Here is a 22,530-nt window from a genome sequence, read left to right on the forward strand (position 1 = left end):
CGGCCCTCCCGGTGGTTTAAGGGAGAACCCTGAAAATCATTGGAAACACCTATGAGCTGGTCACTTCTAGCATTTGTTGGTTTGAACTTCTTCGCCGCCTTGAGCGGAGCGGTTTTTGCGCCTGGCGAGTGGTTTAAGTCGCTGAAAAAGCCAACGTGGCAGCCGCCGGATTGGGCATTTCCAGTCGTGTGGTCGATCCTGTTTTTGCTCAACTCCGTTGCCGGTTGGCTGGTCTATTCAAAGGTCGGGTTTAGCGATGGCGGCATGTTGGCCATGGCGATCTATGTCGGATCGCTGGTGCTAAACGCAGCGTGGTCCGCGCTGTTTTTCGGAATGAAGCGGATGGATTTAGCGACTTACGAGGCTGCTGTTCTGTGGCTTTCGCTTGTGGCTCAAATCGCGGTCTTCTACCCAATCGAACCAATCGCGGCGCTCATCACGCTGCCATATCTGGCATGGGTCACCGTTGCCTTTGTGCTCAGCCGGACGGTTTGGAGGCTCAACCCTGAGGAGGCGCAGGCGCGGGCATGAGAACGGTTGATTGGGTTTTCGCAGTTGAGTTCGGCTTCCTCTTCGGAAGCCTATGTCTGTTTTGCTGGTGGCAATTGCGCAAGCTCGATAAACTCGACGCAGAGGAAGCGGAGCAGGAACGGCTGGCCAAAGAAGCCGCCGAGCGCGAAGAAAGTTAGCCTGATCTGCGCGGCATCTTAAACGGCAACAAACACCTCACCCAAGTGCTTGCATAACGGTCACAGTCCAGGCTCTCATGCACTGCGCGGGCAGGCTCGCCATCAAACACGGTTTGAATGTGTGATCGGGTATAGAACGGCGTGTCTTCCAGCATTCGTTCGGTTGTCACCGTGTCGGGCGTCTCTGCCAGCGTATAGCGCGGGACCCGCCAGATCGGGCCTTTCGACAAGGTTTGGCGTGGTGGAGCGGGGACTTCTCTAAACGATCCATCGCTTTCATAGCGAAGAGCTAATCTATGGTTCTTCCCATCACGCGTAGTCGAATCGTAGAAAATGCCTGCGCCGTCTTTGAGCGCTGCGCGAGACCAATCCCAGTTCTTGAACCCTGTCTCCAGCGGTTCGGTTCCCCAATTGCTATCCAGATAGGCCTCACCGTTCCAATTGAGATCGGGGCTGTCGAGACGCACCTCTGCACGGCCCACAGGAGCGATGGGCTGCCAGATGTGGCGGCCATGGCCGTCGATAACGTGGGATTTTTGGGTGATCGCCGATGGCGTCACCCGAATAGTTCCACGCACACGGCGGGGCAGGGGATTGGCCCATTCGTCGATGGTGATGATCAGCGTATCGCCGTCCCATGAAAGGCTGCTTGGGCCCATTTGGAGGCTGTGCGCATCGCGGTGCAGCGCGTTGCGGCCACGCTCTGTCATCGTCCAGCGCTTTTTGCCGCCGCCATAGAGACCGACATTGAAGGCGTGATGATTGAGCGGGTCGTGGCGGCCTGACCATGCGTAGTAAGGTGAGAAAACCGAGCCGATCATGGCAATGATGGAAAAGCCGTGGGTGCCATCGTCGCTGATGGCGTCGATATACCACCAAGCGTAACCTTGAGGTGGTATGGTCAGGTCAAAGCGCGGTCCTTCAGAATCTGCTCCGCCGCCAACATGCCCGAACGGGTTGCCATCGGCACGCCCGGCCCCGGATGCACGCTGCCCCCCGCCAGATAAAGCCCCGGTATCGCCGTCTTCGCTCCGCTGCGAGCAAACGATGCCAGCCATCCGTGGGCTGCGCGGCCATAGAGGGAGCCGCCCGATCCGGGAAACAGCGCTTCGAAGTCCGCCGGTTGCGTGATCGTGCCCTTCATCGAGGCGCGGTCCACTTGCAGGCCGCATTTTGTGAGGGTGGAAAACATCGCGTCTTCGCATCGGTTCATTTCCTCTTGGGTCAGACGCTTTTCATCGCCAAAAGCGGGGGCGTTGGTTAGGCAAAGCAACCGCTCGCCATTTTGAGTGGCCAGCGTTCCATCAGCTTGCCGATCTTGGGCGCAAACATAGACGGTTGGTTGTGCCGGTGTGGTGCTGTTTTTGAATATGGCGTCGAATTCTGCCTTATAGGCATCGGAGAAAAACACGTTGTGTCGGTGCAAGTCTACGCCGCCTGTATTTGCCGTAATCGACCATGTGAGAGCGGAAAGGGCGCGTTTGTTGCGCGGCACGGGCACTACCGACATCCGCGAAGATTTCAACACGCCGTTTGCCAAGGCGGAAGCGTCGCCGCAAAAGAGTATCGTATCGCCTTCCAGTCGAACGCCGTTTTGCAGTTCCACATGGCTCGCGCGGCCTTTTGTTTCCAGGATGTGTGCAACGGGGCTTTCCCAATGGAATCTTGCGCCGCAGCCTTCCGCGACCTCGGCCATTTTTCTTGCCAAAGCGTGCATGCCTCCTTCTACAAACCAGACACCTTCTTGTTCCACATGGGCGATCAGCATGAGCGTTGCCGGGGACTGGAAGGGCGATGAGCCGACATAAGTGGCATAACGGCCAAACAATTGTTGCAGGCGTGCGTCGGGAAAATAATCTCCCAGCGCGTTCCAGAGGCTTGTAAACGGGCGCAGCGCGAGCAGGGTGGGGAGGCGAGTAAGGCCAACGCGGCGGCCGAGCTCGAACGGACCGGGGCGCTGTGCGCCGATATATGTGTCTTTCAAAGTGGCGAAGATGTTTTCTGCATCAGCGCAGAATCGACGGTAGCCATCTGCGTTCGCTTTGCCGAAGAATCGCGCAATGGCGTCTTCACTTTCTTTTCTGTCCGTAAACAAATCGAATGTGCCGGAATCATCCCAGGCGTGGCGGGCCAGGATATTTGTGCGGTCCAGGCCAAGCTCTTGCTCGACGGTGCGGCCTGCCATGTCGAACAATTCATCGAAGACATATTTCATGGTGAAGACTGTTGGACCAGAGTCCACCCCGCCACCAGGTGTTTGAATTTGCCGCATTTTCCCGCCCGGATAAGTGCGGCTTTCAACCACTGTCACGCTCTCGCCCTTTGCGCTCAGAGCGATGGCGGCCGCAAGGCCGGCCATGCCTGCGCCGACAATTATCGTGTGGTGAGTGGCCAAAGGGGTTCGTAAACCTGCTGGTTTGGGCTGCCAAAAAGCAGCGGCGCTAATTTCGTGAAACGATTATTGTCAATTGCAACTGACAAAACAATATGTCATATAAATTGGACACACGGAGTGCTGATTGGCCAAATGGAAATTGTAGCCCGGATAGAATCCTGCCTTGAAGACGCGATTGATCGCGCCACGGCAGAGCAGTGCCCACCGCTTCTTGCACAGGCAGTTCGCCATGCTGTATTTCCCGGTGGAGCGCGTGTTCGCCCCCAGCTTTGCCTTTCTGTTGCTGCGGCTTGTTCTGCCACGGATGAGCAAATTCCAGACGCTGTTGCCTGTGCAATTGAAATGATGCACTGCGCTTCGCTGGTTCATGATGATCTTCCCTGTTTTGACGATGCAGACCTTCGCCGCGGCAAGGAAACGGTCCACACACGCTTTGGAGAGCCGATTGCGGTTCTCGTGGGTGATGCGCTGATCGTCGAGGCTTTCAACACTGTTTCACTGGCTTGTGCACACAAGCCTGAGCGCATCGCGCCCCTTCTTTCCTGTATCAGCCGATCCGTTGGGATGTCCGGCGGCATAATTGCCGGTCAGGCATGGGAAAGCGAGCGGGACGTTGATGTTCACGAATACCATCGCGCAAAGACGGGCTCCCTCTTTGTCGGCGCGGTGGTTTCGGGCGCCATAGCAACGGGTGCAAACCCTGAGCCGTGGCGCCCACTCGGACAAAAGATCGGCGAAGCTTATCAGCTTGCCGATGATCTGCTGGATGCAGCCGGAACACAGGCCGAATGTGGCAAGCCGGTAGCGCAAGACAGCAGCCATGATCGCCCCAGCGCCGTTGCGCGATTGGGCATTGAAGGCACGATGAAGTTGTTGCGCCAAACGGTCGGTGAGGCGGTTGCCTGCATCCCTGATTGCGAGGGCGCGGAGGATCTTCGTGATCTGATCGCTGCCCAAGCCACGCGCCTGGTGCCTGCAAAACTTGCCAAGGCAGCAGCCTAAGGCTGCGGACGGGGCTTCGGGTGAGCTTATACGAAAGCTGGCTCGACTTCCGTGAAAAGTGCCTGACCTCCAAACGCTTCCACGACTTTGCCATCCGTTTTCCGCTCACGCGCCCCGTTGTGCGCAAACGCCAAAGTGAGCTTTTCGATCTCGTATCCGGTTTCGTTTATTCCCAAATTCTAGCGTCCTGTGTGGAGCTGAATATTTTCTCACATGTCGCCGGCAAGGGTCGTACGATTGCAAGTCTGGCGGGAACCCTCAAACTGCCGGAAGACGAAACGCGCCGTCTGTTGGACGGTGCAGTTTCGCTGCGTTTGCTCGAAAAGATCGAGGATCGCTACAGATTGGGCGATCTGGGCGCTGCGCTATCCATAAACAAGGGCGTTTTGGCCATGATTCGCCATCACGGCGCACTTTACAAAGACTTGACCGACCCTGTTGAACTGCTCCGCGGTGGGCGGCGTGAAACCAATCTTTCGCGCTATTGGGACTATGCGATGAGCGAAGATCCCGTTCGTTCGGATGATGCCGACGTTGCGCCGTACAGCGAATTGATGAGCGAAAGCCAGATTATGGTGGCTGAGGAGATCGCTGCCTGTTTTCATTTTGCCGATTACGAGACGCTGCTGGATGTTGGCGGAGGGCAGGGCACATTCCTGCGCACCATCGCACCCCATGCGGAGCATCTCGATTTGATGTTGTTTGATCTTCCTGCCGTGGCGGCGCGAGCTGAAAAACAGTTCGCCGACGCCGGATTTGGCGACCGTATCGTGTGCCATGGCGGCTCGTTTTTCGATGATCCGCTGCCTGTTGGTGCCGATCTGGTTTCGCTGGTGCGGATTGTTCACGACCATGACGACGAACCCGCGCAGAAGATCGTGCAGGCGGTCTACGATTGCTTGCCAAAAGGCGGAACGCTGATTCTGTGTGAGCCGATGTCCACAGGCGGATCGGCCCACAGAATCGCTGATGCCTACTTTAATTTCTATCTCTACGCGATGGGCAGCGGCCGGCCCAGATCGCCGCAAATGCTGACAAATATGCTGGAATCGTGCGGGTTTTCGTCCGTTCGGCTCGTTCCAACGCGTGCGCCGCTGATCACCAGCATTCTTTGCGCACAAAAGTAGCTTCCCGACTGTCAATTCAGCTTGACAGTCTAGGCTGTCTATTTAATATTACGCGTAGGGAGTCCTGCGTCTGCACCGCTTGTGCAGAATGAAGGGACATTTTTACGTGCTTACGCATGCAGTCATTTTTGAAGAGCCAGGAGTGCTCCACCTCGCAGATACTGCGCTTGCCGATCCGGCTGGCAACGATCTGGTGGTGGAATCGCGCTGGACCGGCATCAGCACAGGGACGGAGCGTTTGCTCTGGACCGGCAAGATGCCGAACTTCCCTGGCATGGGCTATCCGCTTGTTCCTGGCTACGAGACTGTCGGTGAAATCGTATCTGCCCCAACGTCTTTGATGCACCGCATTGGCGAAACGGTTTTTGTTGCCGGCTGTGGCAAATATTCGGACGTTCGTGGCCTGTTTGGCGGTTCGGCTTCGACTTTGGTTGTCGATAGCGACAAGGCTTTGAAGGTCGATGCGTCGCTGAAAACCCAGTCTGTGTTGATGGCGCTTGCTGCAACTGCCTGCCACGCGTTGGCGGCACCGGGTGCAAACCTGCCGGACTTGATTGTCGGCAACGGTGTTCTGGGTCGTTTGCTTGCACGGTTGACCGTGGCTCTCGGCGGAGAGCCACCAACAGTTTGGGAAACCAATCCTGCGCGTCGTACGGATGATGAGGCATTCCGCGTCGTAGACCCTTCGGAAGATGAAGGCGCGCGTTACGCAACCATTTTTGATGTCAGCGGCAGCGCCGACATTCTCGATCAACTCGTCGGCCATCTGGTGCCCGGCGGAGAGATCGTTCTGGCCGGTTTCTACAGTGACCGGCTGAGCTTCGCTTTTCCGCCTGCTTTCATGAAAGAGGCGCGGCTGCGGGTCGCTGCCGAGTGGAAGCCCGACGATATGGAAATCGTAAACCGACTGCTCGGTGAGGGTTTGCTCTCGCTCGATGGTCTGATCACACACGAACACGCTGCGCACGATGCTGCGCAGGCCTACGAGACAGCGTTCAGCGATGCTGAATGTTTGAAGATGGTCCTAAACTGGAGGGAGACAGTATGACCGACGGAATGACACGCAAGGGCGACGACACGCCACGTGAAGACGACAATGTCGATATCTTTAACTTGTTGAAAGACGAGGCTGCGCAAGAGCCAGATCCGGTGCATACCGGTGAAGTCACCAAGGAAACTCAGATCATAGCGATCTACGGAAAAGGCGGCATCGGTAAATCGTTCAGCCTTGCGAACCTATCCTACAACCTCGCGCAGCGCGGCAAGAAGGTCTTGCTGATCGGTTGTGATCCAAAGTCTGACACGACATCGCTGCTGTTTGGCGGTCGTTCATGCCCCACCATTTTGGAAGTCTCTTCGGCCAAAAAGGCAGCGGGCGAGGAAGTGTCTATTTCCGACGTTTGCTTCAAGCGCGATGGCGTTTTCGCCATGGAGCTTGGCGGCCCAGAAGTGGGTCGCGGTTGCGGCGGTCGCGGGATCATCCACGGCTTTGAACTCCTGGAAAAGCTCGGCTTTCATGACTGGGATTTCGACTATGTATTGCTCGATTTTCTGGGCGACGTGGTCTGCGGCGGCTTCGGCCTGCCGATTGCCCGCGACATGTGCCAAAAAGTAATCGTCGTTGCATCCAACGACCTCCAGTCGCTCTACGTGGCGAACAATGTCTGCTCGGCGGTTGAATATTTCCGCAAGCTGGGCGGCAATGTCGGTGTGGCCGGCATGTTGATCAACAAAGACGACGGTTCCGGCGAAGCTGCGGCATTCGCAGACAAAGTCGGCATTCCAGTTCTCGCAGCCATTCCGCAAGACGAAGACATTCGCCGCAAATCAGCCAGCTATCAGATCGTTGGTGACCCTGCCGGAGCGTGGGGCCCGATGTTCTCCGAACTCGCTGACAACATGATGACCGCGCCTCCGCGTCAGCCCAACCCACTCGACCAAGACGGTCTGCTGGGATTGTTTGCTGCCTCTGAAACGGGTGCGGATTACGTGCTGACACCTGCTGTTGTTGAAGACATGTGCGACCCGTCGCTGATCTCCAAGGAATCCCTGGAGGTTGTCTACGACAACGTTTGATGCCCATGACACACGATTTAACCCCACTTGATGAGCGCATTGCTGCTTCTATTGAAGAAGTTGAAGCGAATGACGCTCCCATCGAGGCAGCTGACACTGCCGTCGATGGTGCTGGCTGTCATGCCGGTGCCGATACGATGCGCGATGCAGCTGCGAAAGCGGGCAAGAGCGAAATTCTGGAGCAATATGCCAAAGATTATCCGCAAGGCCCGCACGATCAGCCTCAAAGCATGTGTCCTGCCTTTGGATCTTTGCGCGTAGGCCTTCGCATGCGCCGCACTGCAACAATCCTCTCCGGTTCGGCTTGCTGCGTTTATGGCCTGACGTTCACATCGCATTTCTATGGCGCGCGCCGCACAGTTGGCTACGTACCGTTTGATTCAGAAAGCCTCGTGACGGGCAAGCTTTACGAAGACATTCGTGATGCCGTTCATGAAATGGCTGATCCTGAAAAATACGACGCCATCGTTGTTACCAATCTTTGCGTACCCACCGCGTCGGGTGTTCCGCTGCAGATGCTGCCGCGTGAGATCGACGGCGTGCGCATTGTCGGCATTGACGTTCCCGGTTTTGGCATCCCGACACATGCGGAAGCCAAAGACGTTCTGGCCGGTGCCATGCTGGCGTATGCGGCGAAAGAAGTTGCGGCCGGGCCTGTTCAGGCACCCTCGACCCAAGAGAAAAGCGGCAAACCGCGCATCACGATGGTTGGCGAAATGTTCCCCGTCGACCCCGTAAGCATCGGTGCCATGTTGGAGCCCATGGGGCTTGAAGCGGGCACCGTGGTTCCCACGCGCGAGTGGCGTGAATTGTATTCCGCTCTCGACTGCGCGGCCGTCGCTGCCATCCACCCGTTCTACACAGCTTCGTTCCGCGAATTTGAGCGCGCGGGACGGCCTGTCATCGGGTCTGCCCCTGTGGGACTGGATGGCACCCATTCATGGCTGCAAGCTATTGGCGATGCCTGCGGTGTGGACGCCAAGTCCATAGCCAAAGCGCAAAACCTGATTTTGCCCGCTATTCGCGAAGCGCTTGAAGCCAAGCCCATCAATGGCCGCATCACGATTTCTGGTTATGAAGGCTCGGAATTGCTGGTCGCTCGGTTGTTGATTGAAAGCGGTGCAGACGTTCGCTACGTCGGCACGGCCTGCCCTAAAACGCGGTTCTCTGCTGACGATTGCGCTTGGCTGGAAGCCAAAGGCGTATACGTCCAATACCGCGCATCGCTCGAAAACGATTGCGCGGCAATGGAAGCTTTTGAACCTGATCTGGCGATCGGTACCACGCCGGTTGTGCAGAAGGCGAAGGAGCGCGGCACTCCTGGTCTTTACTTCACCAACCTCATCTCAGCCCGTCCTTTGATGGGGCCTGCTGGTGCCGGTTCGTTGGCGGAAGTAGTCAATGGCGCCATTGCCAACAAAGAACGCTTCGACACGATGAAGGAATTCTTTGAGGGTGTCGGCACGGGTCACACCGCTGGTGTGTGGGAAAAAACGCCCGAAGATCGTCCGGCTTTCCGCAAGAAGTTTGCAGCTAAAGCCGCACGCGCAGCCAACTCCGTTGATTCTGGGGAGGCGATAGGAAATTGACCCTCATTCTCGATCACGACCGCGCTGGCGGTTATTGGGGCAGCGTCTACGCCTTCACAGCCATCAAAGGCTTGCAGGTGATTATCGACGGTCCGGTTGGTTGCGAAAACCTGCCGGTGACCTCGGTTCTGCACTACACCGACGCTCTGCCGCCGCATGAGCTTCCCATCGTTGTCACCGGCCTTGGTGAAGAAGAACTGGGCCAGACAGGCACGGAAGCCAACATGCGCCGCGCTCGCGCGACGCTTGATCCCGATTTGCCTGCCGTTGTTGTGACGGGCTCGATTGCTGAGATGATCGGCGGCGGCGTGACGCCGGAAGGCGCCAATGTTCAGCGCTTCCTGCCGCGCACCATCGATGAAGATCAGTGGCAATCCGCCGACCGCGCCTTGAAGTGGTTGTGGACGGAATTCGGCCCGAAAAAGGTCGGCAAGGTGAAGGCGCTTAAGGAGGGCGAAAAGCCTCGCGTCAACATTATCGGCCCGATGTATGGCACGTTCAACATGCCGTCCGATTTGGCAGAAATCCGCCGTCTCATTGAAGGCATCGGCGCTGAAGTGAACATGACGTTCCCGCTCGGCTCGCATCTTGCGGATATTTCACGGCTTTCCAATGCGGAGGTGAATGTCTGCATGTACCGTGAGTTCGGTCGTCTGCTTTGCGAGACGTTGGATCGCCCATATCTGCAAGCGCCCATTGGCATCCATTCGACGACGGCCTTTCTGCGCACTTTGGGCGAAATGCTGGACCTCGATCCAGAACCGTTCATCGAACAAGAAAAGCACACGACGCTGAAACCCATGTGGGACTTGTGGCGCTCGGTGACGCAGGATTTCTATGCCACCGCGAGTTTTGCGGTTGTCGCCAACGACACCTATGCGCGCGGGCTGCGCAATTTCCTCGAAGAGGAAATGGGCATGCCGTGCAAGTTTTCGATCTCGCGGTGTGTGGGTGTGAAGACTGACAACCAGAATGTCCAAGATTTGATCGCGGAAAAAGCGCCGATGATCGTTTTCGGATCGTTCAACGAGCGCATGTACATGGCTGATCAAAGTTCGCGGTCGGCGTATATCCCTGCATCGTTTCCTGGTGCCATTATTCGCCGCCATACCGGCACACCCTTCATGGGCTATGCGGGCACGTCGTATTTGATGCAGGAAATCTGCAACAGTCTGTTCGACTTTTTGTTCAACATCCTGCCGCTAACCAGCCAGATGGATGCAACGGCTGAAGCCGTCCCCGCAAAAATCAAAAACGCCCCGCCTTGGGATCAGGAAGCTCGCCGCAAGCTCGACGAAATCGTCGACCGTGAGCCGATCCTTGTGCGGATTTCCGCAGCCAAGCGGCTTCGGGATGCCTGTGAGCGCGATGCGCTCGCGGCTGGCGAAGACCTCATTTCGATCGAGCGCGTTCTTGCCTCGGCGAAGACAATTTCAAGGAGCGCGGCATGACCAACCAATCCGCGTCCGCAACGGGAGGACATGCACATGTCTGACGCACCAATGGACCGCCACATGGTTCACCACACCTCGCAAACCGGTTCCGCGATCGTTTATCGCGGCCTCGTTAGCGTGATTTTCATTTTCTCAATCGCGGCCATCGCTGCTGGCCGTCTGGCCGGACGCGCCGGGCAGGGCAGTATCTGGAGCGAGGCTCGCGCCAACGCCCATGCGGCTGCCGGCTACGCCGTCAAATATTGAGATTTCAAGAATTTCCTGAGTCCGTTTTGGGCGAAGGGGATACCGGTTCGTGGGAACCGAACCCTGCCGCGGGGGTATGCCGCGGTAACTGCCGAAAGGCAAATGAAGGAGGTTTCTTATGGCCGCTTCCGAAACAGCATCTGCGACTGGCATGACCAGTGGCGAAGCTCGGGAATTTCATAGGATCTTCATGAAGAGCACGATCGCGTTCACAGGCTGGGCATTTGCTGCTCACGTCCTCGTGCACATGTGGCGCCCATGGATGTTCCAAGACGCAACCGCACAGTCCTCGATGATGGACGGGATTAATTCCCTGACATCTATCGTGACGGCAATGGTCTAAGGAGAACCAAAATGCATAAAATTTGGCTCATCTTTGATCCGCGCCGGATCATGGTCGCACTGGCCGTGTTTCTGTTCACGCTGGCTGTCTTGATCCACTTCGTCCTGCTCTCAACTGAGCGGTACAACTGGCTCGACATCAAGCCGGTCGCCTCTGTTGAGGTTACCGAGGTTACATCGCTTCATACGTAAGCGTTGGCCTTCCTCTGGCAGGCGGGGGGTCGCTCTCGCCTGCCGGAATCTAATTTTGAATTTATGGAGAACCAGCTATGGCTTTGCTGAGTTTCGAACGAAAATATCGTGTTCGTGGTGGTACACTGCTCGGCGGTGACCTATTCGACTTCTGGGTCGGGCCGTTTTATGTCGGTTTCTTCGGAGTCACCACGATCTTCTTCTCTGTCCTTGGCACGCTGCTTCTCATTTACGGCGCTGCGCTGGGGCCAACTTGGAATATCTGGCAAATCAGCATCAATCCACCGACTGCGGACTATGGCATGTCGCTGGCGCCAATGGCCGAAGGCGGGCTTTGGCAGATCGTTACTTTCTGTGCGGTCGGAGCTTTTGGCTCATGGGTGCTGCGCGAGGTTGAGATTAGCCGGAAACTGGGAATGGGTTACCACGTACCATTCGCCTTTTCAGTCGCTGTATTCGCCTTCGTTACACTCAATGTCTTCCGTCCGATGGCCATGTGGCTGACCGGCGACGGTGGTTGGAGCCACGGCTTTCCCTATGGCATCTATTCGCATCTCGAATGGGTGAACAACGTTGGCTACGCCTATGGCAACTTCCATTACAACCCGGCGCATATGATCGCCATCACTTTCTTCTTCACCACCACACTGGCGCTTGCGCTGCATGGTGGTTTGGTTTTGTCTTCCACCAACCCTGGCGGCGGACAAGAAGTGAAGACGCCGGAACACGAAGACACCTATTTCCGCGATTTCATCGGTTATTCCATCGGCACGCTGGGCATTCACCGCATTGGCCTGTTTCTGGCGCTTAATGCCGGTTTCTGGAGCGCGGTCTGCATCATCATCTCGGGCCCGCTATGGACCGACGCATGGGCTGACTGGTGGACCTGGTGGCTCGAACTCCCGATTTTCGCTCAGGAAGACCTGGTGCGTGAGATCGGCGATCTCGATTACCTCGACTAAGGAGAGGGCACATGCTCAAAGAATATCAAAATATCTTCACCACGACGCAGGTGCATGCGGCCCCGCAAATGGGCATACCGACTGCACCAGGTGACGACCCACGCATCGGTACTGGCTCGATCCAGTATTGGGCAGGCAAGCTGGGCAATGCGCAGATCGGGCCGATTTACCTCGGCACACTCGGTGTCATTTCCCTGCTCAGCGGCCTCATCGCGTTCAACCTTATCGGTCTGAACTTCTGGATGCAGGTTGGATGGGATCCGGTGCAGTTCTTGCGCCAGCTCTTCTGGCTGTCGCTTGACCCGCCTTCGCCGGAATACGGACTGACAGTTCTGCCGCCGCTTAAGGAAGGCGGGTGGTTCATGATCGTCGGCTTTTTCTTCACGGTGTCGGTCATGTCATGGTGGCTGCGGTCTTACCGCCGCGCCAAGTCGCTGGGCCTTGGGATGCACATTCCGATTGCCTTCGCGTCCGCCATCTGGCTGTTTCTGGTGCTGGGTTTCATTCGCCCGGTCCTGATGGGCTCATGGAGCCATGCGGTGCCTTACGGTGTGTTCTCGCACCTTGATTGGACGAACAACTTTTCGCTGATCTACGGCAATTTGTTCTACAACCCGTTCCACGCGCTTTCGATCGTGTTCCTGTATGGCTCGGCTCTGCTGTTTGCCATGCACGGCGCAACAATCCTGGCCGTTTCCCGCTACGGTGGCGAACGCGAGATCGAGCAGATCACAGACCGTGGTACGGCTTCTGAACGCGCCGCACTGTTCTGGCGCTGGACGATGGGCTTCAACGCTACGATGGAATCAATCCACCGTTGGGCATGGTGGTTCGCCATGCTGACCACGCTGACCGGCGGCATTGGCATCCTGCTCACGGGCACGGTTGTTGATGATTGGTCCGCTTGGGCAATCAAGCACGGTGTTCTGGCCGAAAGCGGTTCGAACTTGAACCCATAGGCCAATCCGATTGGTCTGAAATCAAAAGGGGCGGTCCGATGGACTGCCCCTTTTTCTTTTGGAATTTCCAATGTTGTGAAACCGGAAGCCGAGTAAGCGTCTAAGCAGAAGCTGCGGTTTCCGGTGGTCGGAAGAAGCGGTGGATGCGGATGGCCAGATTTATGGGGCCGCGATATGTGAGCTTGCGGCGGAAGAACGCTTCCTGGCCCGTGATGCGACCCATCACCATGTCCACATAGGTCTGTGCGGACATCTTCATGCTCATGGTGGGCGAGCCGTGCTGGCCGATCTTCAGAGTGCAGGCACCGTCTTTGATGATTGCATAGAAGTTTCGTGCTTCTTCGCCTGTGAGATTGAACTGCAACACCGCATCAACGCCGTCAGCGGCGTGCGGGTCAAAGCGTTCCGGCATGGCATCGATTATTTGTTGTATTGTTGGATCTTGCATCTGTTTGGCAGGTTGGTCCATCGCTCAAAATTCATGTCTATTCCGCTTGCAAAACGGGTGACTTTATAAGTCCATATGTTAGCGTAAACGCATGTTAAAAAACATGAAAAACTTGAAGTTGCTCTTAAATTCGACAAGCGAAAGTGAGACTTTTTCCATATCCATTCTGACGCGAGACGGGCGTGCTCTGTTGGGCCGAGTGGCGCCATGATTGATGGAATTCGCCTCGGTCTTGGTTATGGGCTGATCTTTCTTCTACCGCTCGTGATCACCTTCTGGTCTGTCATTCATCTTGGTCACTCTCTTTGGAAAAAGCGTCCGATTTGGCAGGCTTACTCGGCCGCTTTGGTTGCACTAGCTTTCTGTGCGTTCGTTGTTAACGGCCTGCGCGTTTGGCTTCTTGGAACTGATCTTGGCGAGAGCCTCATTCTATTTGTGGCGGGAATGCTGATTTATCTGACATCATTGGTGATGGCACGATCTGTGCGGCGTCATTTAGCCTTTCGCACCTTTGCTGGAGTGCCTGAAATAAAGGGTGAGGCTCAAACGTTGATCACCAGTGGCCCGTTCTCGGCAGTTCGTCACCCTCGTTATCTGATGGTGATCGTTGGCGTTATCGGTTGGGCGTTTATGTCAAATTACGCCGGCGTTTATGCGGTTTCGGTCGTGTCCATAGTGGCTCTGGTTGGTATCACACAGATGGAAGAACGAGAGCTGCAATTGCGTTTTGGTGACGCATATCGGGCTTATCAAGCAAATGTGCCAATGCTGCTGCCCAAGGCTAGCGCTTGGAGGCTGTTCTTCACAGACGAGACGACTTCTCCATAGGATAAACGCTCGTGTTGCTAAAAATCCAAGGCGGGGTAACGGTTTACATAGATGCGGAACCATGGCGTGAAATCTGCGGGGTTCAGTGCCATCTCCGTGCGTAATTCGTCGCCTGTCAACCATTTGGTCTCGTAGACTTCATCGGGATTAAGTTTTATTTCAAGCTTTGACCTGTCTGCCTCTGCACGGAACATGTGAACCCGTTCGCGTTCCCACAGCCCACCGCCAACATCGGCCGAATATTCAACAATCAGGCGTTCATCGATGGGCAATTCGAAGCCAAGCTCTTCGCGCAAGCGGCGTTTTGCGGCGGTCTGGATATCCTCGTCCATGTGCGGATGGGTGCAGCAGGTGTTCGCCCACTGACCACCGCAATGGTATTTTTCAAACGCACGGCGTTGAATGAGCAGGCGAGGGCCATCAAACACAAAAACCGACAGTGCCACGTGGTGAAGGCCCTTGATATGAGCCTCAATCTTCTCGACCGGGTAGAGCGTATCGTCTGCAGCGATGCCTGGTATCATGATCGGAGGATCACTTGCGGGAATAGGCCATGCGCTTTGATCATCGTGTCCGTTAGCGTCTGCCGGGCCATCTTCCGCGTCCGGCGTCAGGAAGAGAACTTCATCCAACATCGGATCAGGCTACGGCGCGTGAGAGTGCGCATTGCGACCACAGCTCGGACAGCGCGCCAACGAGATGCTCGATGTCGGCTTGCGTATGCATTGGCGATGGTGTGATGCGCAGGCGCTCTGTGCCTTTGGGTACGGTAGGGTAGTTGATCGGCTGCACGTAAACGCCGTGGTTTTCCAGCAGAAGATCGGAGATGAATTTGCACTTTTTCGCATCGCCGACCATCACGGGCACGATGTGACTTTCGTTCATCATGTGCGGCACGCCGATCGCATCAAGGCGTTCGCGCAGCAAGGCCACGTTGCGGCGCTGACGCAGGCGCTCAATGTCGCTGGTCTTCAGATGGCGGATGGAAGCGCGGGCACCGGCGGCAAGTGCGGGTGGCAGGGCAGTTGAAAAGATGAAACCGGACGCGAAGGAGCGGACAAAATCAACCAGATTTGCGGACGCCGCGATGTAGCCACCCATGACGCCATAGGCTTTGCCAAGCGTGCCTTGTATGACTGTGACGCGATCCATCAAGCCTTCACGTTCAGCGATGCCGCCGCCGCGCGGGCCGTAGAGACCAACGGCGTGGACTTCATCGAGATACGACATCGCACCGTGTTTTTCACACACGTCAAGGATTTCAGCCATTGGGCAGATGTCACCATCCATCGAATAGACGGACTCAAACGCCACGAGTTTTGGAACGTCGGGATCTGCCTGCGACAGCATCTGGTCAAGATGTTCGGGATCATTGTGACGCCACAGATGCTTTGGCGCACGCGAGTGACGGATGCCCTCAATCATCGAAGCGTGGTTGTCGCTATCAGAGAAAATTTCACAAGCGGGTATGCGTGAAGCCAAAGTGCCAAGAGCGGCCCAGTTGGCTACGTAGCCGGACGTAAGCATCAATGCTGCTTCTTTATTGTGGAGGTCGGCGAGCTCTTCTTCCAACAAAATGTGATAATGATTGGTGCCAGAAATGTTACGCGTGCCGCCTGCGCCTGCGCCGCATTTGTCGATCGCCTCTTTCATGGCGTCGATCGTTTTACGGTGCTGGCCCATGCCGAGATAGTCGTTGGAACACCAAACCGTGACTTCGGACTCGCCGTCTTCGCCATAACGGGTGGCTTTGGGGAATTGGCCTTTGTGACGCTCCAGGTCAGCGAAAACACGGTAGTTTCCAGCTTCGCGGAGTTTGTCCAATTCGGCGGTAAAGAAGTTCTCGAAATCCATGGTTTTCTTTTGCATCCCCATTTCGTGACCGCAAGCGGCCCCTCCGTGTTATTCTGCCGCTGTAGCCGCGGCTTTTTTGTCGTTTTCTTCGCTCATTGCCCAACCCCACAACGCGCTGTCGCGCATGGGCAGGACCATGAACAGGTGTTCCAGCACGGCTAAAGCCACCAACGTGGTGAGCATAACCAAGCCCACATGGGCGTCCGCGCTGATCTTTTCGTTCATCAGGCACCAAATCGCAGCCACCAGCAGAACGCTGTTTGTGACGATTGACGCCCAAAACACGGGGCCTATCCGATCGACCCTGAAATAGGTTTTCATATGGGCGAGACGATGCGGCATCATGTCGATGGAAAGTGTGGGTGCGCCAGAAAAAATTGTCAGCTTTGCTGAAAGGCGCATCAGCCATAGAAGGGCGAATGTGTAGAAGCCCATCATATTGCCGCTAACGTGATTGATCGCCCAAATGCCGATCAAAGCCGCCAACAGTGTAAATTCGTGGTGCATGATCGTTCGGAAGGCGAGGCGGAAGCGCTGGCGCTCGGAAGCGTCCGGAGGACAATCGCCGAAGTGCGGGCCTGTAACCATGCCTGCAAGGAACGTGAACTCAATCCAGCCCCAAACGGCTAGCGCCGAGATGAAAGCGAGATAGGGCGACCATGCGGCATCGCTGGTAGAAGCAACGATCAGACCTGCAAAGCCGAAGGCGCATGTAAGGGTAATGCCAAGCAGGCGAAAATGAAGTTGCTCCGTTCTTCCATTGGCCAGCCAAAGCACTGCCCCGGTGGAAGACCACCAAAGCAGTGTGACAAAGGCCACTGGAAGAAGGGTATGCATCATCGCGCCGCTTGCCCCTCTACCAGCTCGGAACCATGTGAGAGGTTTCGGGGATGACATTCTTCTTGGAAGGCATGAAGTACAATTGTGCGAACTGGACAACCGATGCTCCCAAAAGTTTGCCACGCTTCAACCTTGCTACCATTCCAGGCTTCCCGCGAACTTGATCCATATCAACGGAAATAGCGTTTAGCTTGCGCAGGATTTTCAGGAATTTCGGGTTGTCGATGTCGAGAACCAGTGGGAAGCACTGTTTTGAGATCTCGTTGGTGATTTCAAACACGCGCATGTCGTAGTCTTCGATGCCAATACCGAGAGCCTTGTGGAACTCCGGACGGGCGTGGTCACGCACATACATGGTGGCGTAGACCGCGCAGAGGAAGAACTTGATCCACAGCTTATTGTGACCAGAGAGCAGCTTGGGGTCTGAACGCATCAGCAACGAGAAAGCCTCGCCGTGGCTGAACTCGTCGTTGCACCATTCCTTGAACCACTTGAAAATCGGGTGGAAGCGCTTTTCAGGGTGCTTCTCGAGATGGCGGAAAATCGTGATGTAACGCGCATAGCCGATCTTCTCGGACAGATACGTTGCATAGAAGATGAATTTCGGGCGGAAGAAAGTGTATTTCTTGGCTTTCGTTAGGAAGCCAAGGTTTACGCCGATGCCGAAGTCTTTCAGCGAATCGTTGATGAAACCGGCATGGCGGGCCTCATCACGGCTCATGCATGAAAACAGTGTCTTCAAGTCTTCGTTGGAACCGCGGCGCTTCATCTCCTTGTAGAGAACGCAGCCGGAGAATTCCGATGTGAGCGACGCCACCAAGAAGTCTACGAACTCGGCGCGTAGGGCAGGGTCGAGCGAATCCAGATCGATGTCGTCCCACGCCTCGTTGCGCTTGAAGTGGCCTTTGTTGGGGTCAGATACCATTGAGGCAATCAGCGTATCCCACTCTTCGCGGACGCCGGAAACATCGGTTTTGTCGAGCTTGTCGAAATCCGTTGTGTAAAAGCGTGGGTCGAGAACGGTCTTGGAGGCCGCCGCCATTTGCGTGGTTTCGTTCTGTGAGGCCAGATCGATTGGCTTAGCGTTTGTCGGTTTGGGGGTATGGACGTTCATAGCCGACCCTCCGAAAACGAGAACTCGCACAACTCCATAAACTCGAAATCGCCAGTGGCGCGGGTCCAAAGGCGTTCGACTGCTGAGGCGCGGGTGATGGTTGCGCGGCGATCAAACTGCTCTTTGTGTCCATAGGGCACTTCGATTGGCTGGCCGTGGACGATCACTTCGTCGCCCGGATTGACGGTTGTGCCGTCATTGAAGCGTACATGCGCTTCCAGGCTCTCGAAGGTGTTTTCGATTTCGACTGTGCAGTCGACTTCCACCTTCTGTTTGGTAAATGGGTTCAGTGTCATGTCAGGCTCCCTTTGCTGACGGGTGGGCGGAAGTGCGGACGGGCGCTTTGAGGAACCGGCCGAAGCTTTCCGTTGCTACCGATCCGAACGCGATGAGTTTGATAAACTCGCCGGTTTGCGGATCGAGAATAGAAAGGTGGTTTTGTGCGTTGCGCACCAAGCGATAAGGCTTGCCCAGCGGCACAGAGCGGGTGCGGCGGGCGTGGGTGAGGGCGCGCATGGAAATGCGGATGAATGCGCCTTCGCCCTTACCATAGGTGGCTAGTTTTTCGTTAGAGGCCGCATCGCGCACCACGATTGTGCCTGCCTCGCCGTCGCGGAAGATCAAATCGCGCTCTGCGACCGGTTGGCCGAGCTCTTTTGTAACCCGGCCACCGTCGGTGATCGCGGAACCAAGGACGATAGCCAAGGTAAACAGTACCACTCCAAGCGCACCATAAAGAGGGGCGCGGTGGATGCCGGTGATTTCTGCCGGTGGTGGTGCGGTTGGTTTGGCCATCTGACGTCCTTAGGCTCCTTTTGTTTCCAGCCCGCGCAAGGTGCGTTTGGCTGGTTTTGCTTTTTTGGCAGCGACGGCAGCCATTGCTGGCCGGCCTTCGATGCCGTGGGCTTCACGCAGTCCTGAAACGAGATGGGCTTTTGCCGTTTCAACATCGCCCAGCGCCCGAAAGGCGGGCTGCGGATTGGCCAATTTCCAAGGTCGCGCATGGGGCCAAAGAACGGGCCACGTGATCTTGGTATTTTCCGCCAGGGTCAGTGCGACCGTACCAGATTTTCCGCCGTGCGATACCACCGAAGCGGAAGATATTTGGCTAAACGGCAGGTTGAATGTGATCGGCAATGCCATTCCGATACGCATCACCACACGCTTGTTTGTGATGGTGTAGACCGTAGACCGTGCGATCCATGTGGAGATCCCGAAAAGGATCGCCAAAACCACCGCACCAAGAACGAAGGCGGTGAAAACGGAGCCTGCGATATCGTACATCGCTCTTCCGTCGTAAATGCCAGTTGCCAAGCGCCAGCCAGCAAGGCCAACGAAGTAGGCGATGAGCCAATTGCCCTTAAAGACGGTGCGAAAGGTTGTGGCGCGGTCCGGTGCGCCCTGCCAGACGATGTGTTCACCTTCTGGCAGGTTTGCAGGAAGACCGAGAACCGGTTCGGTCTGGAAGTCGTCGTGATGGCTCACAGCAGCGGCTCCGCACGTCCCGGCATGGCGTAAAGACCACCGCCGCCGAAATAGCCCATGATTTTCTCTTCTTCGAGCATGGTGATTTCGGTTTTCGACTTGGTGCGCGGAACATCGCTCCAATGGTCTTTTGTGAGGTTGTGGACGTAATATTCGCGCCCGCCGCCGCGTGCGCTGCGCTGGACAGCGAAGTGCAGCGGGATCAGACGGTTGTTGCGGCCGAACTTCATTTCCAGATAGCGAATATAGCTCTCTGTCTGGTCCACCCACACATCAACGATTTGACCAGCGATTTCCCCATCCGGGCCAACAACGTTTAGGCCGCGTGGGTCGACATCGTTCTCGGAGATGTGAAAATCGGTGGCGACAGCAAGCGGCTGGATTTTCGCCGTGCCGTGCGGGGTCATGTCAGGATGATCGGGACGCTCTGCCCAGGCAGCCGGGCCGACGCCGTCTTTCATCGCATTGCCTGTTGGGATCAGCGGCGAACCGGAAGTTGCGCTCGCCCGCCTGGCCTTGATGGGGCGCGTGTCGCGGTTTTCCATGTTTGGATAGGTACGTTCGCCCATGCCGTGAGGCAGCTTGAAGGTTTTTGGTGACGGCAGTTGCAACCACGGATCAGGGTTGTAAGCGCCCGTTACGTCATCTTCGAGGGGATAGCCCTCGCGGCGGCTTTCAGCCTGTAGATACCAGATCAAGCCTGCGAAAAAGACCCAGAATGCATAAAGCACCATTTGGGCAACATCTATGTAGCCAGTAATTTCAACCATTAGTCTTCTCCAAGTTTCAGCCGGGTAATTCGGCCAGTCCAATTCCATTTCGGGATGTTGATGTTTCATTGGCGTCCCATGCGGCTGTGCGCACAAGGGGGCCGATGGCGATGAGAGCTGCAAAGAGCAGTCCGATTTCGATGTGGTAAACGAACGAGTATCCAAGCGCCGTGTCGCGCAAGCCGGGACCAAACGCGCCCGACAAGGCCAGTGTCGATCCAGTATCGCGGATGATGCCGCCTGCAGCCAGTCCAATGCCAACTGCGGAAGCCTGCACGGCACCCCAAGCGCCCAGTGCCAAGCCGGAGCCCGCTGTTTCGGCCAGGTCCATTGAGGCGGTAAGCGTTCCCACAGCAAACAGGCCGCCACCCATGCCGATTAGGAAAGAACCAACGCGGAACATTAAGGCAGACTGTAAGGGGGCTGCGAAAATTACGCAGCAAAACGCGACAACGCCAATGAGTGTGCCAAGCGCTGCAAGGCGGTGCGGGTCTCTGCCCTTGCCGAGCATACGGCCAGCCATTGCAAAGCCTAAGAGCGAACCAGCAGCAAAAAGGGCTGTCAGCAGCGTGGTCTGGCTGACGGAAAGCCCAAGCACTTCCGCGCCGTAGGGTTCCAGCAAGACGTCCTGCATGGAAAAACCTGCAGTGCCCAGACCAACAGCAACCAATAGCCGCGAGGAGCGGCGGTCTTTACGAAATTCTGACCATGCTTGGGAAAAGGAAGGGTGTTCGATTTCGGGAGAGGTTTCTGCCGGGCGGCGAGGTTCTTGTTTCCACAGCGCGATTACGTTCAGCACCATAGTTACGACAGCAGCACCTTGGACAACCTGGATAAGGCGCTTTGGTGAAAAGTCGACCAGCAGGCCGCTGAAAACGAGTGCCGACAGGAACATGCCGACAAGCAGCATCACATACATCAAAGCAACAACGCGGGGTCTAGCCGTTTCCGGTGCAAGATCGGTTGCCAGCGCGAGGCCAGCGGTCTGCGTTGTGTGGAGGCCGATACCTGTCAGCAGGAAGGCGAAACCGGCAGCAACCGGGCCAGCCCATGTTGGGCCATAGGCCTGGCTCTGCAGCAGCAAGAGCGCAAATGGCATGATGGCAAGGCCACCAAACTGGATGAGCGTGCCGAACCAAATGTAGGGCACGCGCTTCCAGCCAAGCAGAGATTTGTGGGTGTCTGACTTAAAGCCGATAAGCGCTCGCGCGGGCGCGAACAAGAAGGGCAGGGAGACCATCACGGCAACAAGGGTAGTCGAGACACCCAATTCCACGATCATCACGCGGTTCAGCGTGCCGGTAAGGAGCACGGCCGCCATGCCGACCGAAATTTGGAAAAGCGCAAGGCGCAACAGTCGGGCGAGCGGAAGCTCGTCCGTTCCCGCATCAGCGAACGGCAGAAAGCGCGTGCCAGCGCGCCTCCACATATCAGCCATTGCAGGTTTTGCTTCGCTCATGCGTTCACAAGCTCCATCAGTTGCGTCTTGTAAAAGGCCGTGGAAATGCGCCGCGTGCGGGCAGCTCGCAGGCCGTAGTTTTTGACGTGGCTTGCCTCGATTGCAGCCGCAAGACGGTCCTCGGCCACGGGTTCGATTGCAGGCGAACGGTCATTCTTGGGAAACAATTTTCCGATTGTTTTCATCGCAGCCAGCGCAGGGGTGCGCGGCGCAAAAGTGAAAATCAGCCCCCGCTTGACGCGCGGTGCATAGCCCTCAAGCAATTCGATGATCGCGGACAGCGGGTAGTGGATAAAACTGTCCATTGCCACGATGTAATCGAACGTGCCCAGGTCACTGTCCGACATATCACCGGCGCGAAAATCAATGTGCGCGCGCAGGTCTGTGGGCAAGCGGCGCTTGGCTTCTTCGATCAGAGCAGGCGAAATATCGATGGCGACCACATGGGCGCCGCGGGCCGATATTTCTGCTGCCAACATGCCCGTGCCGCAACCGGCATCGAGAATACGCATGCCGGTTAAATCGTGCGGAAGCCACTCCAAGAAGGTGCTGCGGGTGGCTTCGCGACCCGCGCGCACGGTTTCGCGAATGCGCGAAACTGGCGTGTTAGAGGTCAAGGCCACCCATTTGTCGGCCGCCGTACGGTCGAAATAGGTTTTCAGCTCGCCCCTGCGGGTGTCGTAATTGGTATCAGCCACC

General features: G+C 56.5%; 27 protein-coding genes. 14 read left to right on the forward strand and 13 right to left on the reverse strand.

All coding sequences use genetic code 11. The annotated features are described in order from the left end of the window. The first annotated feature begins 51 nt into the window (after positions 1–51). Both ACFQ14_RS15450 and ACFQ14_RS15455 read left to right on the forward strand, forming a co-directional pair. Positions 52–531 (forward strand): TspO/MBR family protein, encoded by a 480-nt coding sequence (locus tag ACFQ14_RS15450; RefSeq protein WP_377213649.1) that lies wholly within the window; start codon positions 52–54, stop codon positions 529–531. Then, positions 528–689: a hypothetical protein gene (locus ACFQ14_RS15455; RefSeq protein WP_377213650.1), complete on the forward strand. Its 162-nt coding sequence runs from the start codon at positions 528–530 to the stop codon at positions 687–689. Before ACFQ14_RS15450 ends, ACFQ14_RS15455 begins: the two co-directional genes overlap by 4 nt. Here ACFQ14_RS15455 and ACFQ14_RS15460 read toward each other — a convergent pair. After that, a complete protein-coding gene (locus tag ACFQ14_RS15460; RefSeq protein ID WP_377213698.1) occupies positions 686–1,594 on the reverse strand; it encodes a carotenoid 1,2-hydratase in 909 nt (302 codons plus the stop codon). The two genes, ACFQ14_RS15455 and ACFQ14_RS15460, sit on opposite strands and share 4 nt — an antisense overlap. After that, entirely contained in the window at positions 1,591–3,084 is a 1,494-nt protein-coding gene (crtD, locus tag ACFQ14_RS15465) for a 1-hydroxycarotenoid 3,4-desaturase CrtD (RefSeq protein WP_377213651.1), read from the reverse strand. The genes ACFQ14_RS15460 and crtD overlap by 4 nt, the downstream gene beginning before the upstream one ends. Before the next feature lie 132 nt (positions 3,085–3,216). Here crtD and ACFQ14_RS15470 point away from each other — a divergent pair, with 132 nt between their 5' ends. The 11 genes from ACFQ14_RS15470 (at position 3,217) to pufM (ending at position 13,033) form a co-directional block, all read left to right on the forward strand. Continuing rightward, positions 3,217–4,086: a polyprenyl synthetase family protein gene (locus ACFQ14_RS15470; protein ID WP_377213652.1), complete on the forward strand. Its 870-nt coding sequence runs from the start codon at positions 3,217–3,219 to the stop codon at positions 4,084–4,086. A gap of 20 nt (positions 4,087–4,106) precedes the next feature. Beyond that, a complete protein-coding gene (locus ACFQ14_RS15475) occupies positions 4,107–5,213 on the forward strand; it encodes a methyltransferase (protein ID WP_377213653.1) in 1,107 nt (368 codons plus the stop codon). Between the two features lie 88 nt (positions 5,214–5,301). Further along, the gene (gene bchC, locus ACFQ14_RS15480) at positions 5,302–6,261 is read left to right on the forward strand and encodes a chlorophyll synthesis pathway protein BchC (protein ID WP_377213654.1); all 960 of its coding nucleotides are present in this window, start codon (positions 5,302–5,304) and stop codon (positions 6,259–6,261) included. 8 nt (positions 6,262–6,269) lie between these two features. After that, positions 6,270–7,289, forward strand: coding sequence for a chlorophyllide a reductase iron protein subunit X (locus ACFQ14_RS15485; protein WP_377213699.1), 1,020 nt, complete (start codon positions 6,270–6,272; stop codon positions 7,287–7,289). A 5-nt stretch (positions 7,290–7,294) separates the two neighbouring features. Next, positions 7,295–8,878 carry a chlorophyllide a reductase subunit Y gene (gene bchY, locus ACFQ14_RS15490; RefSeq protein ID WP_377213655.1) on the forward strand — a complete coding sequence of 528 codons (1,584 nt, stop codon included), beginning with the start codon at positions 7,295–7,297 and terminating at the stop codon, positions 8,876–8,878. Further along, positions 8,875–10,329, forward strand: coding sequence for a chlorophyllide a reductase subunit Z (gene bchZ / locus ACFQ14_RS15495; protein ID WP_377213656.1), 1,455 nt, complete (start codon positions 8,875–8,877; stop codon positions 10,327–10,329). Before bchY ends, bchZ begins: the two co-directional genes overlap by 4 nt. Positions 10,330–10,365: 36 nt before the next feature. Continuing rightward, complete coding sequence (locus ACFQ14_RS15500) at positions 10,366–10,578, forward strand: hypothetical protein (protein ID WP_377213657.1); 213 nt, start codon at positions 10,366–10,368, stop codon at positions 10,576–10,578. A gap of 118 nt (positions 10,579–10,696) precedes the next feature. Continuing rightward, a complete protein-coding gene (gene pufB / locus ACFQ14_RS15505; protein ID WP_377213658.1) occupies positions 10,697–10,921 on the forward strand; it encodes a light-harvesting antenna LH1, beta subunit in 225 nt (74 codons plus the stop codon). A gap of 11 nt (positions 10,922–10,932) precedes the next feature. Beyond that, positions 10,933–11,112 (forward strand): light-harvesting antenna LH1, alpha subunit, encoded by a 180-nt coding sequence (gene pufA, locus ACFQ14_RS15510; RefSeq protein WP_377213659.1) that lies wholly within the window; start codon positions 10,933–10,935, stop codon positions 11,110–11,112. Positions 11,113–11,189: 77 nt separating this feature from the next. Beyond that, complete coding sequence (pufL, locus tag ACFQ14_RS15515; protein ID WP_377213660.1) at positions 11,190–12,074, forward strand: photosynthetic reaction center subunit L; 885 nt, start codon at positions 11,190–11,192, stop codon at positions 12,072–12,074. An 11-nt stretch (positions 12,075–12,085) separates the two neighbouring features. Continuing rightward, a complete protein-coding gene (gene pufM, locus ACFQ14_RS15520) occupies positions 12,086–13,033 on the forward strand; it encodes a photosynthetic reaction center subunit M (protein WP_377213661.1) in 948 nt (315 codons plus the stop codon). Positions 13,034–13,133: 100 nt separating this feature from the next. On the opposite strand, the gene ACFQ14_RS15525 is transcribed toward pufM, so the two are convergent. Beyond that, positions 13,134–13,502, reverse strand: a complete 369-nt coding sequence (locus tag ACFQ14_RS15525) for an SCP2 sterol-binding domain-containing protein (protein WP_377213662.1) — start codon at positions 13,500–13,502, stop codon at positions 13,134–13,136. Between the two features lie 186 nt (positions 13,503–13,688). Here ACFQ14_RS15525 and ACFQ14_RS15530 point away from each other — a divergent pair, with 186 nt between their 5' ends. After that, entirely contained in the window at positions 13,689–14,309 is a 621-nt protein-coding gene (locus tag ACFQ14_RS15530) for a methyltransferase family protein (RefSeq protein ID WP_377213663.1), read from the forward strand. Positions 14,310–14,326: 17 nt separating this feature from the next. On the opposite strand, the gene ACFQ14_RS15535 is transcribed toward ACFQ14_RS15530, so the two are convergent. From ACFQ14_RS15535 to bchM, 10 genes are read right to left on the reverse strand one after another with little or no spacing between them, the layout of a single operon-like run. Then, complete coding sequence (locus ACFQ14_RS15535; RefSeq protein WP_377213664.1) at positions 14,327–14,944, reverse strand: isopentenyl-diphosphate Delta-isomerase; 618 nt, start codon at positions 14,942–14,944, stop codon at positions 14,327–14,329. Positions 14,945–14,948: 4 nt separating this feature from the next. After that, positions 14,949–16,163 carry a 5-aminolevulinate synthase gene (gene hemA, locus ACFQ14_RS15540; RefSeq protein WP_377213700.1) on the reverse strand — a complete coding sequence of 405 codons (1,215 nt, stop codon included), beginning with the start codon at positions 16,161–16,163 and terminating at the stop codon, positions 14,949–14,951. A gap of 48 nt (positions 16,164–16,211) precedes the next feature. Next, positions 16,212–17,003, reverse strand: coding sequence for a putative photosynthetic complex assembly protein PuhE (gene puhE, locus ACFQ14_RS15545; RefSeq protein WP_377213665.1), 792 nt, complete (start codon positions 17,001–17,003; stop codon positions 16,212–16,214). Between the two features lie 16 nt (positions 17,004–17,019). Beyond that, positions 17,020–18,117: a magnesium-protoporphyrin IX monomethyl ester (oxidative) cyclase gene (acsF, locus tag ACFQ14_RS15550; protein ID WP_377213666.1), complete on the reverse strand. Its 1,098-nt coding sequence runs from the start codon at positions 18,115–18,117 to the stop codon at positions 17,020–17,022. Continuing rightward, positions 18,114–18,413, reverse strand: coding sequence for a hypothetical protein (locus ACFQ14_RS15555; RefSeq protein ID WP_377213667.1), 300 nt, complete (start codon positions 18,411–18,413; stop codon positions 18,114–18,116). Before ACFQ14_RS15555 ends, acsF begins: the two co-directional genes overlap by 4 nt. Before the next feature lies 1 nt (position 18,414). After that, on the reverse strand, positions 18,415–18,912 hold the full coding sequence (puhC, locus tag ACFQ14_RS15560) for a photosynthetic complex assembly protein PuhC (protein WP_377213668.1): 498 nt from the start codon (positions 18,910–18,912) through the stop codon (positions 18,415–18,417). Positions 18,913–18,921: 9 nt separating this feature from the next. Continuing rightward, positions 18,922–19,602 (reverse strand): photosynthetic complex putative assembly protein PuhB, encoded by a 681-nt coding sequence (gene puhB / locus ACFQ14_RS15565; RefSeq protein ID WP_377213669.1) that lies wholly within the window; start codon positions 19,600–19,602, stop codon positions 18,922–18,924. Then, a complete protein-coding gene (gene puhA / locus ACFQ14_RS15570; RefSeq protein WP_377213670.1) occupies positions 19,599–20,372 on the reverse strand; it encodes a photosynthetic reaction center subunit H in 774 nt (257 codons plus the stop codon). Before puhA ends, puhB begins: the two co-directional genes overlap by 4 nt. Positions 20,373–20,388: 16 nt before the next feature. Then, positions 20,389–21,831, reverse strand: a complete 1,443-nt coding sequence (locus ACFQ14_RS15575; protein WP_377213671.1) for a BCD family MFS transporter — start codon at positions 21,829–21,831, stop codon at positions 20,389–20,391. Next, positions 21,828–22,529, reverse strand: coding sequence for a magnesium protoporphyrin IX methyltransferase (bchM, locus tag ACFQ14_RS15580; RefSeq protein ID WP_377213672.1), 702 nt, complete (start codon positions 22,527–22,529; stop codon positions 21,828–21,830). The genes ACFQ14_RS15575 and bchM overlap by 4 nt, the downstream gene beginning before the upstream one ends. Position 22,530 lies beyond the last annotated feature (1 nt).

The organism is Pseudahrensia aquimaris, from assembly GCF_042676045.1.
Lineage (GTDB): Bacteria > Pseudomonadota > Alphaproteobacteria > Rhizobiales > Rhizobiaceae > Pseudahrensia > Pseudahrensia aquimaris.